The sequence below is a fragment of the Nitratireductor kimnyeongensis genome (assembly GCF_019891395.1).
In the GTDB taxonomy this organism is placed as follows: domain Bacteria; phylum Pseudomonadota; class Alphaproteobacteria; order Rhizobiales; family Rhizobiaceae; genus Nitratireductor; species Nitratireductor kimnyeongensis.
Genome location: NZ_CP078144.1, coordinates 45,924 through 61,422, shown reverse-complemented (window position 1 = coordinate 61,422; position 15,499 = coordinate 45,924). Strand labels below are relative to the sequence as shown.

Genomic DNA, 15,499 nt, shown 5'->3' with positions numbered 1-15,499 from the left:
GTCAGCCTCCCTGCATGGGCGAAAGGATCTCGATCCGGTCCCCGTCTTTGAGCGTGCACCAGCTTCGTTCCGCTGCCGCAACGACCTCGCCATTGCGCGCGGTGGCGAGAAAATCGGGCGCGTAGTCCAGTTCATCGAGCAGGGCGGCCAGCGTTGCTGCTGTCACCTGCCGCTCTTCGCCATTAACCGTGAGCTTCATCGAACACCTCCACGCGTTCGTTCAGAATGAGGGTGGCCGCCTCGCGCGCCATGGCCGGGGAGAGCAGAAAACCGTGGCGGTAAAACCCGTTCACGCTGATGCCCTTCGGCGTACGCTTCACGCGCGGCAAATTGTCGGGATAGGCGGGGCGCACACCGGCGCCCGTCTCCACGATCTTCGCCTCGGCAAAGGCCGGGTGCAGGCTGTAGGCCGCGTTGAGCAATTCCATCATCGAGCGGGCGCTGATCGGACCATCGTCATCGCTTTCGATCATCGTCGCGCCCACCATGAAATGGTGATCCGCACGCGGCACGATATAGACCGGTATGCGCGGGTGAAGCAGCCGCACCGGGCGCGCAAGCCTGACCTCTTTCGTGCGCAGCAGAAGCATCTCACCCCGCACCCCGCGCAGCTCCGGATCCGCCGCTGCCATGCCGGTGCAATCGGCAATCCTGTCGGCCTCAACCTCCATTTCGCAGACGAAACGAACACCAGCCCTCCTCAACCCCTCGGCAAGCGCCGTCAGCGCCCGCCGTGGGTCAAGATGGGCCTCGCCCCGAAAGAAAAGCCCGCGGCGAAACCGGCCCGCAAGATCAGGCTCCAGCACAGCCACGGCTTCGCCCTCCAGCCATTCATGGCCGGATGTGCGCGCGGCAAAGCGGTCGAGCTCCGCCCGGTCCCGCGCAGGCGCGACAACGAGCGTTCCATTGCGCACCACATGGCCGGGAAGAGCCTCGTGCCACCAGTCTGCCGCGCTCTTTCCGAGCGTGAGCACCGGCCCCTCCGCGCTCTCGCGCTCACACCACGGTGCCAGCATCCCACCCGCCAGCCACGAGGCGCTGCCCGCCGGGCCGGAGCGGGTGTCGCACACCGTCACCCGCACACCCGCCCGCACCAGCTCATGCGCCAGCGTGAGGCCGGCAACGCCCGCCCCACGAACAAGGACATGCATGGATCACTCCCCGGGTTCGACCGCCTTTTCCAGCGGCATATAGAGCTCACCGCCCTCGCGGAACTTCTCCGCCATCTTGGCCATGCCCTCCTTCTGCGCCTCGGCGCGGATGTCGTGGGAGATGCGCATGGAGCAGAATTTCGGGCCGCACATGGAGCAGAAATGCGCCACCTTGTGCGCTTCCTTGGGCAGCGTCTCGTCGTGGAAGTTCCGCGCAGTCTCGGGATCGAGCGAGAGGTTGAACTGGTCCTCCCAGCGGAACTCGAACCGCGCGCGCGACAGCGCATCGTCGCGGATCTTCGCCGCCGGATGCCCCTTGGCAAGGTCCGCCGCATGGGCCGCGATCTTGTAGGTGATGACGCCGGTCTTCACATCGTCTCGGTCGGGCAGGCCCAGATGCTCCTTCGGCGTGACATAGCAGAGCATGGCCGTGCCGAACCAGCCGATCATCGCCGCGCCAATGCCGCTCGTGATGTGGTCATAGCCCGGCGCAATATCGGTCGTGAGCGGTCCAAGCGTATAGAAGGGTGCCTCGCCGCAGACATCGAGCTGCTTGTCCATGTTTTCCTTGATCTTGTGCATCGGCACATGGCCGGGCCCCTCGATCATCACCTGGCAGTCCTTCTTCCAGGCGATCTGCGTCAGCTCGCCCAGCGTTTCCAGCTCGGCAAATTGCGCGGCGTCATTGGCATCGGCAATGGAGCCCGGACGCAACCCGTCGCCCAGCGAGAACGAAACGTCGTAGGCGCGGCAGATGTCGCAGATTTCCTCGAAATGCTCGTAGAGGAAGCTCTCCCTGTGGTGATGCAGGCACCATTTGGCCATGATCGAACCGCCGCGCGAGACAATGCCCGTCACGCGGTCGACCGTCAGCGGAATGTAGTGGAGCCGCACGCCCGCATGGATGGTGAAATAGTCGACGCCCTGTTCGGCCTGTTCGATCAGCGTATCGCGAAAGACCTCCCAGTTGAGGTCCTCGGCAATGCCGTTCACCTTTTCCAGCGCCTGATAGATCGGCACGGTGCCGATCGGCACAGGCGAATTGCGGATGATCCATTCGCGGATGTTGTGGATGTTGCGTCCGGTGGAAAGGTCCATCACCGTGTCGCCGCCCCAGCGCGTCGCCCACACCATCTTTTCCACCTCTTCGGCCATGGAGGAGGTGACGGCGGAATTGCCGATATTGGCGTTGATCTTCACGAGGAAATTGCGGCCGATGATCATCGGCTCGGCTTCCGGGTGGTTGATGTTGGCGGGAATGATCGCCCGGCCCTTCGCCACCTCGTCGCGCACGAATTCCGGCGTCACGAAATCGGGAATGGCCGCGCCAAAACTCTCGCCATCGCGCACGAGCGCAGCCCTTGCTTGTTCGCGCCCGAGATTTTCGCGGATGGCGATGAACTCCATCTCCGGCGTGACGATGCCGGCCCGCGCATAGGCAAGTTGCGTGACGGCCTTGCCGTCCTTGGCCCGCAGCGGCTGGTGGCGCGTGGGGAACTCGGGCGTCAGCCGGTCGCCGGAAACGAAGCCATTGTCCTCCGGCTTCACATGGCGGCCTTCGTAGACCTCCACATCGCCGCGCGCCTTCACCCAGGCCTCGCGGATGCGCGGCAGGCCTTTCTCGATCTCGATGAGCGCATCCGGGTCCGAATAGGGGCCGGAGGAATCATAGACCGTCACCGGCGGTTCGCCAGCGCTTGGGTGCACGGCGATCTCGCGCAGGGGCACGCGAATGTCGGGGTGAAGCTTGCCGGGTTTGTAGATCTTGCGCGATGCCGGCAACGGGCCGGTTGTCACTTTCGGAGCGATAGCATCCATGGGTCAGAGCCTCCTCTGCGTTTTGCAATGGAGACCCAGTTCGTGCCGAGAGGAGGAAGAGCGCTGACGATCCGCTATGGATATGGATTTCGGCTCGAAGGAGCCAGCGACCCGCCAGGCTTGCACCATCCCTACGCCAGTATGAACTGGATCAGGTTCATCGGGTCACTGCGCTGCATGGAAAACCATGCCCAGCAGAATCTCAGCCCCTTGGCGGGACCCCCCAGGTGAGGCCGCAAGGTGAGTGAAGAGGGGCGCTCTTGTCAAGCGCGGTGATGAAGCTGTGTGGAAAGGTGCGGATCAGGAAGGCTGGACCCGTTACACACCAACCTCGAAGTGTCCTTCTCCCCGCGAGCGGGGAGAAGGAGGATGGCCGCCAACTCGGCACTTTTGCCGGGTGCTAGGCGTCTGCTTCCACGCGCGCCTTCGCGCCGGAGATGGTGGGCAGGCTCTCGCCGGCGTCGATGCGCTTCAGAAGTTCGACCTCTCGCGCCTGCATTTGGATGGCGCGGTCTGCCACTGTGTCCACCTCGTCGGGAGACAGGATTAGCACGCCGTTTTCATCGGCCAGCACCGCATCGCCCGGATTGACCACCACGCCGCCAACGCTGACGGGGATATTCATTTCGCCCGAAACGCCAAGCAGTTTGGTGGTGATGGGCGAGGGGCCCCGGCACCACATGGGAAAACCATGACGTTCGAAATCGGCAACATCCGTCGCCGGCCCGTCCACCACCGCACCGGCGGCCTTCTTGCGGGCCGCCGTGTGGGTGATGACGCCGCCCCAACAGGCGTGGCGTGTGTCGCCGGCACGATCGATGATCACGAAATCGCCGGGCCGGATATGGTCCATCGCATAATGCAGGAGCGTGCTGTCGGCATGGGGCAGCCGCAGGGTCACCGCCGTACCGGCAGTCCGCACCCTGGGCAGCATGGAGCGGATGCCGGTGTCGAGGAAATTTGCATGCAGGAAGTGGCCCACCGTGGCGGTCTCCACCTGCATCAGCTTGTCGATCTTGGCCTGTGCCAGTTGCTCCGGCATCGAATTGACCTGGTACATATGCGTATTCCTTAGAGTATTTTGCAGTCAGATGGAATCATCTGACGTCCGCATAAATGCGGAAAAACAAACAGATAGAGCGCAACAGCGTTTCTATGAAACGATGATCCGCTCTATGCGACGACGTGATGGTCTGCGACCGGCATGGAGCGGCGGATCTGCTCGGCATAACCGGTGTCGATGGTCGCGCTTGCATGGCCGACGCGGTCCGAGCAGTTGGCGATGGTCACGCCCCATGGGTCGATGATGAGCGAGTGGCCGAAACACAGCTTCTTGCCTTCGTCATGCCCGAAGATCTGGGCCGATGCGGCCACATAGGACTGGGTCTCGATGGCGCGTGCGCACAGGAGCTGCTCCCAGTGGTCCTTGCCGGTCTGAAGCGTGAAGGCGGCTGGCAGGACGATCACCTCGGCCCCCTTGTCGCGCAGGCTGCGGAAGAGTTCCGGGAAGCGCAGATCGTAGCAGATGGCGCAACCGATCTTCACGCCTTCAAGCTCGTAGACGACCACGTCCTCGCCGCGTTTCATCGTGTCGGATTCCAGATAGCTCTGGCCGCCGGGAACCTCCACGTCGAAAAGGTGGATCTTGCGGTAGCGGGCAATCTCCTTGCCCTGCCGGTCGAACACGATGGTCGTGTTGTAGCACTTCTCGCCGGCGGCCTCGGCCATGGAGCCGGCGTGAATGTTCACCTTGAGTTCGGCCGCCAGGGCCGACATGGCGCGATAGGCTTCGCCGTCAGGAAAGGTTTCCGCATTTGCACGGCGGCTTTCCACGGTCCCGCCCATATAGGTGAAGGTTTCGGGCAGAACGACGAGATCGGAGTTGTCCTCGGCCACGGCCTTTCGGATCAAGGCTTCCGCATCGGCGATGTTTTTTGCCTTGTCATCCTGCGAGTTCATTTGAACGACGGAGATTTTCATGACTGTCCCTTGGTTTGGAGTGTGAACGGATCGGCCGTCAGGCCGGCCCCAGAACGAGATTGGGAAGGAAGAGCACCAGCTCGGGCACGAAGGTGATGACGAGCAGGGCGACGATGAGCGGAACGAGGAAAGGCAGGATCGCCACCGCCACTTTCTCGAACGGCACCTTTCCCACCTCCGACACGATGTAGAGCGCAATGCCCATGGGAGGCGTGGCAATGCCGATCAGCAGCGCCAGGGTGATGATCAGGCCGAAGTGAATCCGGTCGATGCCGAACTGGTCGATGATCGGCAGCAACATCGGCACGAGGATCAGCTTTGCCGGCACACCTTCCACGAAACAGCCGACAAGAAGCAGGAAGCCGAGCAGGAGAAACAGGAAGACCGTGCGCGATTCGGTGAACAGAAGGATCTGATCCGCCAGTTGCTGCGGGATTTGCTCGATGGCCAGAAGCCAGCCCATCACATGCGAGAAGCCGATGATGATCATGATCACGCTGGTGATGGTCATCGTCTCCGTCAGCGCCTGCCAGAGCATGCGGAAGGAGAAGGTACGGTAAACGAAGCCCAGCGCGATGGTGTAGACGCAGGCCAGAACGCCGGCTTCCGTCGCGGTCGTGAAACCGGTGAGGATCGCCACGAGAATGATGCCCGGCGCAACGAGAGCGGCAATGCCATCAATGGCGGCGCGACCGATCTGCGGCAGGCTCTTGCGCTCCTCGCGCGGGAAGTCCTGCTTCAGCGCGACGAGATAGTTGAACGCCATCAGCGACAGGCCGACGATGATGCCGGGAATGATGCCCGCCAGAAAAAGTCGCGCCACCGATGTGTTGGACAGAAACGCATAGACCACAAGGCTGATGGATGGCGGGATGATCGGCCCGACCACAGCGCTTGCAGCCGTGAGGGCCGCCGCAAAGGGTGCTGGGTAGCCGCGCTCGCGCATCGCCTTGATCTCGATCGTGCCAAGGCCGGCACAATCGGCCACCGCCGCACCGGAAACACCGGCAAAGAGCAGCGAGGAAACGACGTTCACCTGTGCAAGGCCCGCCCGCATATGGCCGACAAGAGCGGAGGCGAAGTTGAAGATGCGGTCGGTCATGCCGACGCCATTCATTAGATTGCCGGCCATGATGAAGAAGGGGATGGCAAGCAGGGACGGGTTGTCGACCCCGTCGAGAACCTGAAGCGGGATGATGTAGAGCGTGTCGGAAAAGCCCGCGTAGATGAGCGCGGAGAGCACCGCCAGGCCGATCGCCATGGTGATCGGCACACGCAGAAGGATGAGGGCGACGAAGCCCGCGAAAAGTAGCAAGGTCATGGTTCTACCCGGATCCTAGATGTCGCCGACATGATGGTGTTCAGGCTCCGGATGCCCCTTGAGGGCATGGACGAAGTCGCTGAAGAAATGCAGGGCAATCAACCCGCAGGACACGAAGAAGGGGACACTCAGCCAATAGCGCTGGATTCCCACCATCTCGATATTGCCCACCTGACGTTGGATCAGCTCCGGCGCCTCGCGCAGAATGATGAGCAACAGTGCGATGACGGCAATGTCCACCAGCATCCGCCCGGCGCGGCGCACCGGAGGCGGGGTTGCGTTCAGCAGAAAATCGACGGTGATGTCCTTGTTCTGCCGGTAGACGACGAAAAAGCCCAGAAAACTCATCCACACGAAGCAGACGATGCTGATGGGGAAGGCCCAGACCACCCCCTGGCCGAGAAACGCGCGTGACGCGACATTGAGTGCGGTCACAAGGAGCATGGCAAACAGGGCCGTATTCGCTCCCACAAGAAACAGCCGGTCTATAACGGCCAGGATTCGATCCAGGACGGGCATGAAACCTCCCCCATCAATGAAAGTTCAAGGAAACCTATTCGGCGCGCGACGAACGAACCGCATCGAGGAAACCTTCAGGCAGTTCGCCCTTCTCTTCCATCTCCTGATAGAAGCTCTGCATGCGCTCGACGAAATCGGACGTGTCCGGCTCGGTATAGGAAACGTCCTTTGCCTTCATGGCTTCAAGGTCATTGTTTGCCGCCGCGATCGTACGCTTCTCCGACTCTGCCGCCATGTCCGCAAAGGCTTCGAGAACCTGAGCACGCAGTTCATCGGAAAGAGCGTTCCAGCGTTTGGCATTGGTCATGAAGGCCATGCCCTGAGGGTATTCGTCATGACGGATGACGTAAGGAGCCACTTCGTAGAATTTCATCGGCTCGACCAGCGCAATCGGGCTGTTCACCGCATCGACGATGCCGCGGCTGATGGATTCATAGACCTCCGTCCAGGCCAGCGTGCGAACTTCCGCGCCCAGATGGCGCCAGGCGGCCGCGGCCAGCTCATCGGGATGCATGCGCAGCCGCGTGCCCTGCATTTCCTCCAGGTTCGTCCACGGCTTGTCGGTGACCATGACGCGGTATGGACCGCGCAGGAAGGCCGTCGGAGAGCCGATCAGCGCAATGCCGGCCTCGTCTTCGATCTGCTGGAACCAGCCCTTGACCAGGTCGGTCTGCATGAAGCGGACCCAATGCTCGCGGTCATCAAAGAGGAAAGGCGCCGAGGAGAACTTGATGTCCGGGACCCATTTCTGGAGATAGCTGGTGCCCTCAGGATAGACGTTCACAGTGCCGATCTGGAGCTGTTCGAGAACTGTGTCGTCAGAGCCAAGCTGCTCGTTCGGAAACACCTTAATCTCGACCTCACCACCGGTCTTCTCAACAACTTTGTCGGCGAAGAACTGGAAAAGTTGGCCTTCGATACTGTCTGGCGGCATCTTGTGCGCCATGCGCCAGGTCTCTGCTTGCGCAGAGACCGTTGCGGCAGCACCGATTGCCGTCATCACACCTGCAGCCAGAGCATTGCGTAGAATACGGTTCATTATCCTTCCCCATCGTTTTTGTGTGGTTATGGGGTCAGGATCGGAGAGCCGCCTTAAAAAGTCCAAATGAAAAATATGGCTTCCTGTGATAAGTTTTTTCAATCAAGATGGATCAGATAGTCGTCCGGAAAGCGGCTTGCATAAGCAACCGCCTGCTTGCGGGCCATTTCCACAAACTCATCCCGGAGGGTCTTGCGCGGCGAAGCTTCGGTGATTGCGAAAAATTCAAGCGGTGGAAATTCCACATCCACGGTGATTTCGTGCAGCGTGCCGCTTGCCAGCTCCTTCATCACGACCGCCCGCGGCATGGGGGCGATGCCCAGCCCTTCCTCCGCCATCTGGACGATGGTGGCGATGGAGTTGGACGAGTGCATATTGACCCGAACCTTGGAGTGCATCTTCAGATAGCGCTCCAGCGTCTTGTAGGGAATCGAGTTCTTGGGGAAGCTCAGGATTGGTAGGTCGAGCAGCGTGCCCACCGCGGCTCTGCGGATGGGGAAAGCGGTCGGGCTTGCCACCCAGGCGACCGGGAACGAACCCAGAGGCACGAAGTCGAGTTTGGGGTCGTTTCCATCCCGCATTGCCAGTCCCACATCCACCGCACGATCCCGCAGCGACTGGATGACATCGGCCGAGGTGGATGAGAGCATCTCGATGTTCACGCCGGGGTATTTTTCCCGAAAACACTCCATGAGCTGAACGAACCAGGAGCGCAGGATCGTGTCGGTCACGCCAACGCGCAGCGAGCCGGTCATCTTTCTGTCCCGGTTGACCAGCCATTTCATTTCATTGGTGAGCTCGACCACCATCTCCGCATGTGGAAGAAGCACCCGGCCTTCGCTGGTCAATTGCACCCCGCGCTTCGAACGTTCGAATAGCTTGGTGCCCAGCTCGTTTTCCAATGCGTTGATGCGTGAGGAAATGACGGGTTGGGTGGTGTGCAGAAGATCGGCCACCTTGCGAAAATTCCGTACTTTCGCCAGGTGAATGAAGGTTTCCAGAAATCGCAACTGCACGGAAGGCACCTCAAAAAAACAACGGCCCACCACCCTTTCGGGCAGCAGGCCGCATGCTAGTTGATGCTTTGCTCACGCGCCATAGCGCCGAAGTTCACGCCGGTTCGGACATCTTCGCTGCCACCTTTTCCAGAAACGCAAGACAGAGAGAAAGCTGTTCGACCTCGACGAATTCATCCGGCTTGTGCGCCTGCCGGATGGAGCCCGGACCGACGATCACGGAAGGGATGCCGCCAATGGTCTCGAACACGCCTCCCTCCGAACCGTAAGAGACCTTTCCGGACCACTCAGGCATGATGTCGCAGAAGAAGGCGAAGCCCTTGCTCGCCGTGTTGTCGCCCATCGCGGGATAGGCGAAGATTTCTTCCCATTCGATACCGGTTTCGGCGCATTTTTCCTGCATTTTGGGCAGAATTTCCGAATTTGCACGCGTTTTCAGAAATTCCAGTTCGGCCCGTGCGTCGTGAGTAGGCAAGCTACGGATTTCAAAGGTGAAACTGCAAAGATCCGGCGTCACATTGGTGGCGACGCCGCCGGAAATCATGGTGGCCAGCATGGTGGAATGCGGCACGGTGAAATCGTGGTCGAAGGGGCCGCTTTCAGCAATCTCCCCGGCGCGCTCGGCGATCATCGCGATGATGCGCGCTGCATGGTCTATGGCGTTGACGTGATCCGGCGCGAAGGAGGAATGACCTGAAGTTCCATGCACATGGCAGCGCATGGCGATCTTGCCTTTCTGGCCAGTCACCAGCTTCATGTCGGTCGGCTCGCCGATGATCGCAAGCATGGGCGGAACCTCGCGTTTCGCCAGCCATTCGGCGATGGCCGGCGCGCCAAGGCAGCCCACTTCCTCGTCATGCGAAAAGCACAGCCAGACAGGGCGCTCCAGCTTCGCGGCGACAAGCTGCGGCACCATCGCCATGACGCAGGCGGCAAAGCCCTTCATGTCGCAGCTCCCGCGGCCATAGAGCTTTCCGTCGCGCTCGGTCAGGTCGAAGGGGCCGGAGGTCCAGCCCTTTTCCAGCGCCGGCACCACATCGGTGTGACCTGACAGCACGACACCGGGAACGTCGGCCGGGCCGATGCGGGCGATCAGGTTTGCCTTCTCGCCTGTCTCGTCCAGCAAAATCACCGGCTCGATGCCGTATTCCCGCAGGAAGGCCGCCATGTGGTCGATGAGCGGCCGGTTCGTGTAGCGGCTCGTCGTATCGAAGGCGACCAGATCCTTCAGATGCTTCTTGGCATTCTCAAGCAGTGACATGGTGGACTTTTCGGCCTCAGGCATTCTTTGCTGCACGATTCTCTCTGAATTTTTGCCACTCCCGGCGGATCGTCAGGCCGACGAAGAACACGATGAGACCTGCGAAAATCCAGGAAATGGCGGACTGGAAAAAGACGGACGGATCGCCGCGCGAAATGGCCAGCGCGCGGCGCAGATTGTCCTCGAACATCGGCCCCAGAATGAAGGCGATGAGGAACGGCGCCGGGGGGATGTTCAGGAGCAGCATGATGAAGCCTACCACGCCCATGACGAGCAGGACGGTGACATCGAACATGCTGCTGGAGATCGAGTAGATGCCGTAGATGCACAGCATCAGAACGACCGGCGTCAAAAGCACCTGCGGAATGGACGAGATGTGAGAAAAGAAGCGCACCGTGAGCTTGCCGGCGCCGAACAGGAGAACCGAAGAGAACATCATGCCGATGAACAACATATAGACCTCGTTCAGATTGTTCTGGAAGAGAAGCGGGCCGGGCGTGAGCCCCTGGATCATGAACGCGCCAAGCATGACGCCGGTGATGACATCACCGGGAACGCCGAGCGCCAGAAGCGGGATCATGGTCGCGCCGCAGCAGCCATTGTTGGCGGATTCGGACGCGGCGATGCCTTCCAGCTCGCCCTTGCCGAAATTCTCGCTGTTGGGCGAGGAGCGGCGCGCCTCGCCATAGGAGAAGAAGGCGGCAGCTGACGGGCCAATGCCGGGAATAGCACCCAGAACCACGCCGATGAAGCTGCCGCGAATGATGGATTTCAGCGAGCCGCGGAACTCCGCCAGCGTCAGGCGGTTGTCGCCGAGTTTCATCGCCTGACCATGGTTTTCATCGCGGAACATGATGAGGCGCAAAAGCTCGGGCAGGGCGAACAGGCCGATCAGGACCGGCGCAACCGAAAGGCCGCTCTTCATGTCTTCCGTCATCGCGAAGCGGAACGAGCCGTACATATCCTCACCGACCGTGGCGAGCAGCAGACCGAAACAGGCCGAGACCACGCCCAAAAGCAGCGAACCGCCGGAAATGGAGGCGACCATAGTGAGCGCAAAGGCCATCAGCATGAAATATTCCGGCGGACCGACGCGCAGCGCCAGAAGCGCCAGCGGGGCTGCGAGGAAGATCAGCGAAATGTTGGACAGGAAGTCGCCGATGCAGGACGAGATGAGCGCCATGTTGAGCGCCTTGCCGGCCTTGCCCTTCTGGGCGAGCGGCCAGCCATCGAGCACCGTGCAGGCAGCCGAAGCCGTGCCCGGTGTCTTGATCAGGATTGCCGAGATCGAGGCGCCGTAGGTGCTGCCCTTGTAGAGCGCGACAAGCAACAGAATGCTGGTGACGGGCGGCAGATAGAAGGTGAAGGGCAGGGCAAGCGTGACCGCCATCGTGCCGGTCATGCCCGGAATGGCGCCGATGATCACGCCGGCCAGAATGCCCGCGCCCATGGCCAGCACATTGGCGAGCGTGGCGACGGATTCGAATGCGAAAAGAAGATCGTTCCACATGTGTTGAGCGGTCCCGGTGGCGGTCGGTCAGTTGAGGGCGGGGAAGATGCCCCAGCTTCCCGGCGGAAAGGGCGTGTGCGTCACATTGCCGAAGAAGAGTTGCAGGCCGAGCGGGAGGACAACGGCAAGGGCCAGAACGGTAACCCATCGCCCGGATGCGCCGGCAAGCAGGAAACAGGCGAGTGCCAGAAGCATCGACGCAGCGAGAAAGCCCAGCAACGGTGCAATTACGATAAAACCGGCGAATGCGCCGAGCGCCAGCGCGAGCCGGATGAGCCGATTGCGCCATTCAACCGCCGACGCCGGTCCCCGCTCCGGCTCATCGCTCGTTTCGCTCCCGCCGCCAAGCGCCGCGAACGCCATCGCCAGCAGGCCAAGGGCGAGCCCGAGGATCGAGACAGTGCGCGGCCACATGTCCGGCGGCGGCGCGAAGCCCGGAATGAAGGAAGGACGCGGCACATGAACCGGAATCAATGCGAAAAGCACCGTGCCGAAGAACAGGGCTATCAGCAGCCCCCGGAGCATGGCCTTGTTCAACATGCCGCGTCCTCCTTTGCTGTGCCGGCTTACTTAATGTAGCCGAACTCGCGGGCGAGCCCGTTGAAAAGCTCGTACTGTGACTTGGCGTAGGCAGCCATGTCTTCCTTGCCAGCGGTAGAGATGGAGCCACGACGCTCGGCGAGCTCCAGCCATTTCTCGTCCTCGGCAACCTTTGCAAGCGTTTCCTGCCAGCGGGTCACGATTTCTTCCGGCAGGTCCTTCGGGCCGTAGAGCGCGCTCCAGCCGGTGATCTGGCCAGCCTTTTCAAAGCCAAGCTCGGCGGCGGTTGGCACGTCGGGCAGCGTGTCCATGCGCGACGGTGCATAGACCATGAGGGCGCGCATCTTGCCGGACTCGATGTGCGGCATCAGCGAACCGGCCGCGATGGCGAGGAAGTCCACATGGCCACCGAGAAGCGCAGTCGCCAGCGCGCCGCCGCCCTTATAGGGGACGAGGGTTGCTGCCGTCAGCGGGTCGAGCTCGTTGTCGGCCAGCAGCGCCTGAACGGTGAAACCGTCAATGGCGGTGGCACCCGATGCACCATAGGTGAGGGCGCCGGGGTTGGCCTTCAGGCCCTCGACCAGCTCTTCAGCGGTCTTATAGGGAGAGTTTTCCGCCACGGCGAGGATCATCGGCGTGGCTTCCAGAGAGCCGAGGAAGGTGTAATCGTCCCAGCCGACCGGCGAGCTTTCCTGCACGGCGGGATATAACGCCATGCCGACGCGGGCGAGCAGCAGCGTGTAGCCATCGGGTGTGCCTTCGGAAACGAAGCGGGCACCATTCATGCCACCATTGCCTGGCTTGTTCACCACCACGACCGGCTGATCGCCGAGATATTCGCGGGACGTTTCGGCCAGCGCGCGGGCTGCCAGATCGGAAGCACCACCAGCCCCATAAGGGGCGACGATGGTCACGGCCTTTTCCGGATAATCGGCGTGGGCAGTGCCGGCAGCAAGGGCGACAACCGCTGCCGCCAGAACGGTTTTCATCAGAGATTTCATGCAAATCCTCCCAGGGAGAGTGAATTCATTCGCCCGAAGGGTTCGAGCGCCGTGAGGTTTTTGCACAGTATGCTTTCTTCTGCAAATTACGCATGTTAGTATTACATTCATGAATACTGACTATTGAGGATACGCAGATGAACCTGAAGCAGCTCGAAGCTTTCGATGCGTTCATGAGCCATGGCTCGGCGACACGGGCAGCGGCCGCGCTCAAGATCAGCCAGCCAATGGTGAGCCGGCTTCTGGGACAACTGGAAGAGACCATCGGCTTTCCGCTGTTCGTCCGCAAACGCAACCAGCTGATGCCGACACATGAGGCGATCCTTTTTCACGCCAATGTCTCACGCTCGCTGACCACATTTCAGGAGCTCGAACGCGAGGCGCGCGCCATCGCCAACCGCCAGGTGGGGCGCATTGTGGTGGCCGCGCAGCCGATCTATGTGGATACGTTTCTGCTCGACGTGGTGGCGCGCTTCAAGGAGACGCATCCCGACGTGGCGGTGAAGATCGTCGATACGGGACTGGAAGAACTGCTGCGCATGTTCAACGAGGGAAGCTGCGATTTGGGCGTCGGCATCACGCTCGATGCGAGCCCCTATGGCGCACGCCTGATACCGCTCGGCGCCTGCGAGGCACGTTGCCTGATCCCGCGCGGACACCGGCTGGCGAGCCGCGACGTTGTGCGCCTTGAAGACCTGCGGCGCGAGGTGTTCGTCGAGCTGGCCATCGGCAGCCCGCTGCGCACGCGTGTCGACTACATGATGCAGACGGCGGGCGCCCAGCGGCGCATTGCCGCCGAAGCGCGCACGTTGCGCGCGGTGCATGGTCTCGTGCGACGCGGCGTGGGCATCGCAATCGTCGACCCGTTCAGCATTCTCCTGCCATCGGGCGATGATGTGATTGAACGGCCACTGGAGCCTTCCATTCCCTGGGAAATGGCGATTTTCCACCATGAAGACCGGCCGCTGAGCCGCATCGAGAATGCCTTCATCGAAACGATCAGAGCCGAAATCGGCGAATTGCGAGAGGAGGGTGTTCTTTCTTGATGGTCGCAAGTTCCATAATGCATATTATGCGAGCTACTGGTGAATGGGGTGATCGCAACATTGCAGCAAACGTTGCCGTCGCATTCACAGCCCACTTGGCCATAAGGCAAATGGGCAAGGCCATCTGCAGGGAAGAACAAGCCCGTGCGGTATGCTTTCTCAGCCCTGCCCGCGCTCGGGCGCAGGACCGGTGGTCGAGCGCACGATCAGATGGGTCTCCAGAACATAGGAAGCATCGCGCACCGCCTGCGAGCCCAGCACCTCCAGCAGCAGAGACACGGCCAGTTTTCCTGCTTCTATGGAGCGGCTGGAAACGGTTGTGAGGCTTGGCACGGTCAACGGTCCCAGCGCATCGTCGCAGCCCACCACCGAGAATTCTCCGGGCACGCTGACCCCGCGCTCGCCAAGACCCGCCAGAATGCCCTGCGCCGTCACGTCGTCGAAGGCAATCGCCGCCGTCGCGCCCTTGGCAAGGATGGCATCGACCGCCTGCAAACCGGCCTCGAAACTCGGAACGCTGGCAGAGACGAAGCTCAGCTCAAGGCCGAGTTTCTTTGAGGCATGGCGCACGGCGGCACGGCGCTGCTTGTTGGACCAGGATGTGGACGGGCCGCTGACATAGACGATGTTGCGGTGCCCGAAATCGGCCAGATGCTGCGTCGCCTCGGCAATGCCGGTGCCGCTGTCAATCAGCACTTTCGGGATGCCCTTCACATCGCGGTTGATCAGAACCAGAGGGCGCAGAAGCGCATGGGCCGCGATGCGCTCGTCTGAAAGCCGGGGCGAGGCCAGGATGATGCCCTCGACCTGCCCGGCAAAACGACCGAGAAGCTGGTCCTCCTTCTCCGGGTCTTCATCGGAATTTCCAAGAAACACGCAAAAATCGGAGCGATCCGCCTCGACCTGGGCGGCGCGGATCATGGGCGGGAAAAACGGGTTTGCGACGTCCGGCACAATCAGCGCCACATTGCCATAGCGCCCGGTGCTGAGCGCCCGCGCCGTGTGATTGGGTACATAACCCAGTTTGCCGGCGGCGGCCTTGATCCGTTCAACGGTCTCCGGGCTCAGCATATCGGGTCGCGTGTAGGCGCGGGACACGCTCGAACGCGCCACCCCGGCCTCCTTTGCCACCTGACTGATCGTGACGCCGCCCTTGCGTTCCGCTGCCACTGCCTGCCCTCGAACCCTCTGCTTGCTTGCCACAAGATGCACCGCCGCGAGGCGTCAGGCAACCGGTTGACATGCAACCGGTTGCACAGCATAGTGCGCGCATTCTCGTTCTACTCTGCCGCAAGGC

The 15,499-nt window shown here is 61.5% G+C and carries 15 protein-coding genes and 1 riboswitch; of the genes, 1 reads left to right on the top strand and 14 read right to left on the bottom strand.

Features of this window, described 5'->3' with window-relative positions; translation table 11 throughout:
- Position 1: 1 nt before the first annotated feature.
- The 13 genes from thiS to KW403_RS18275 all read right to left on the bottom strand — a co-directional run bounded on the left by thiS (position 2) and on the right by KW403_RS18275 (position 13,156).
- The gene (gene thiS / locus KW403_RS18335) at positions 2–199 is read right to left on the bottom strand and encodes a sulfur carrier protein ThiS (protein WP_223022685.1); all 198 of its coding nucleotides are present in this window, start codon (positions 197–199) and stop codon (positions 2–4) included.
- On the bottom strand, positions 183–1,151 hold the full coding sequence (gene thiO / locus KW403_RS18330; protein WP_223022684.1) for a glycine oxidase ThiO: 969 nt from the start codon (positions 1,149–1,151) through the stop codon (positions 183–185). The genes thiS and thiO overlap by 17 nt, the downstream gene beginning before the upstream one ends.
- A 3-nt stretch (positions 1,152–1,154) precedes the next feature.
- Positions 1,155–2,969, bottom strand: coding sequence for a phosphomethylpyrimidine synthase ThiC (gene thiC / locus KW403_RS18325; RefSeq protein ID WP_223022683.1), 1,815 nt, complete (start codon positions 2,967–2,969; stop codon positions 1,155–1,157).
- A gap of 110 nt (positions 2,970–3,079) precedes the next feature.
- Positions 3,080–3,205, bottom strand: a riboswitch (TPP riboswitch).
- Between the two features lie 164 nt (positions 3,206–3,369).
- Entirely contained in the window at positions 3,370–4,029 is a 660-nt protein-coding gene (locus tag KW403_RS18320) for an RraA family protein (protein WP_223022682.1), read from the bottom strand.
- A gap of 113 nt (positions 4,030–4,142) precedes the next feature.
- Complete coding sequence (locus KW403_RS18315) at positions 4,143–4,949, bottom strand: carbon-nitrogen hydrolase family protein (protein WP_223022681.1); 807 nt, start codon at positions 4,947–4,949, stop codon at positions 4,143–4,145.
- Positions 4,950–4,986: 37 nt separating this feature from the next.
- Complete coding sequence (locus KW403_RS18310; RefSeq protein ID WP_223022680.1) at positions 4,987–6,270, bottom strand: TRAP transporter large permease; 1,284 nt, start codon at positions 6,268–6,270, stop codon at positions 4,987–4,989.
- A gap of 15 nt (positions 6,271–6,285) precedes the next feature.
- A complete protein-coding gene (locus tag KW403_RS18305; protein ID WP_223022679.1) occupies positions 6,286–6,789 on the bottom strand; it encodes a TRAP transporter small permease in 504 nt (167 codons plus the stop codon).
- A gap of 34 nt (positions 6,790–6,823) precedes the next feature.
- Entirely contained in the window at positions 6,824–7,828 is a 1,005-nt protein-coding gene (locus KW403_RS18300) for a TRAP transporter substrate-binding protein (RefSeq protein WP_223022678.1), read from the bottom strand.
- Positions 7,829–7,926: 98 nt separating this feature from the next.
- The gene (locus KW403_RS18295) at positions 7,927–8,844 is read right to left on the bottom strand and encodes a LysR family transcriptional regulator (RefSeq protein WP_223022677.1); all 918 of its coding nucleotides are present in this window, start codon (positions 8,842–8,844) and stop codon (positions 7,927–7,929) included.
- A gap of 94 nt (positions 8,845–8,938) precedes the next feature.
- Positions 8,939–10,129, bottom strand: a complete 1,191-nt coding sequence (gene argE, locus KW403_RS18290; protein ID WP_223022676.1) for an acetylornithine deacetylase — start codon at positions 10,127–10,129, stop codon at positions 8,939–8,941.
- Positions 10,122–11,615, bottom strand: coding sequence for a tripartite tricarboxylate transporter permease (locus tag KW403_RS18285; RefSeq protein WP_223022675.1), 1,494 nt, complete (start codon positions 11,613–11,615; stop codon positions 10,122–10,124). The genes argE and KW403_RS18285 overlap by 8 nt, the downstream gene beginning before the upstream one ends.
- Before the next feature lie 27 nt (positions 11,616–11,642).
- On the bottom strand, positions 11,643–12,155 hold the full coding sequence (locus KW403_RS18280; RefSeq protein ID WP_246637990.1) for a tripartite tricarboxylate transporter TctB family protein: 513 nt from the start codon (positions 12,153–12,155) through the stop codon (positions 11,643–11,645).
- Positions 12,156–12,181: 26 nt separating this feature from the next.
- Complete coding sequence (locus KW403_RS18275) at positions 12,182–13,156, bottom strand: Bug family tripartite tricarboxylate transporter substrate binding protein (protein ID WP_007007218.1); 975 nt, start codon at positions 13,154–13,156, stop codon at positions 12,182–12,184.
- Between the two features lie 137 nt (positions 13,157–13,293).
- Here KW403_RS18275 and KW403_RS18270 point away from each other — a divergent pair, with 137 nt between their 5' ends.
- Complete coding sequence (locus KW403_RS18270; protein WP_007007217.1) at positions 13,294–14,202, top strand: LysR substrate-binding domain-containing protein; 909 nt, start codon at positions 13,294–13,296, stop codon at positions 14,200–14,202.
- 159 nt (positions 14,203–14,361) lie between these two features.
- Here KW403_RS18270 and KW403_RS18265 read toward each other — a convergent pair whose 3' ends face one another.
- Positions 14,362–15,372, bottom strand: coding sequence for a LacI family DNA-binding transcriptional regulator (locus KW403_RS18265; protein WP_223022674.1), 1,011 nt, complete (start codon positions 15,370–15,372; stop codon positions 14,362–14,364).
- Positions 15,373–15,499: the final 127 nt, after the last annotated feature.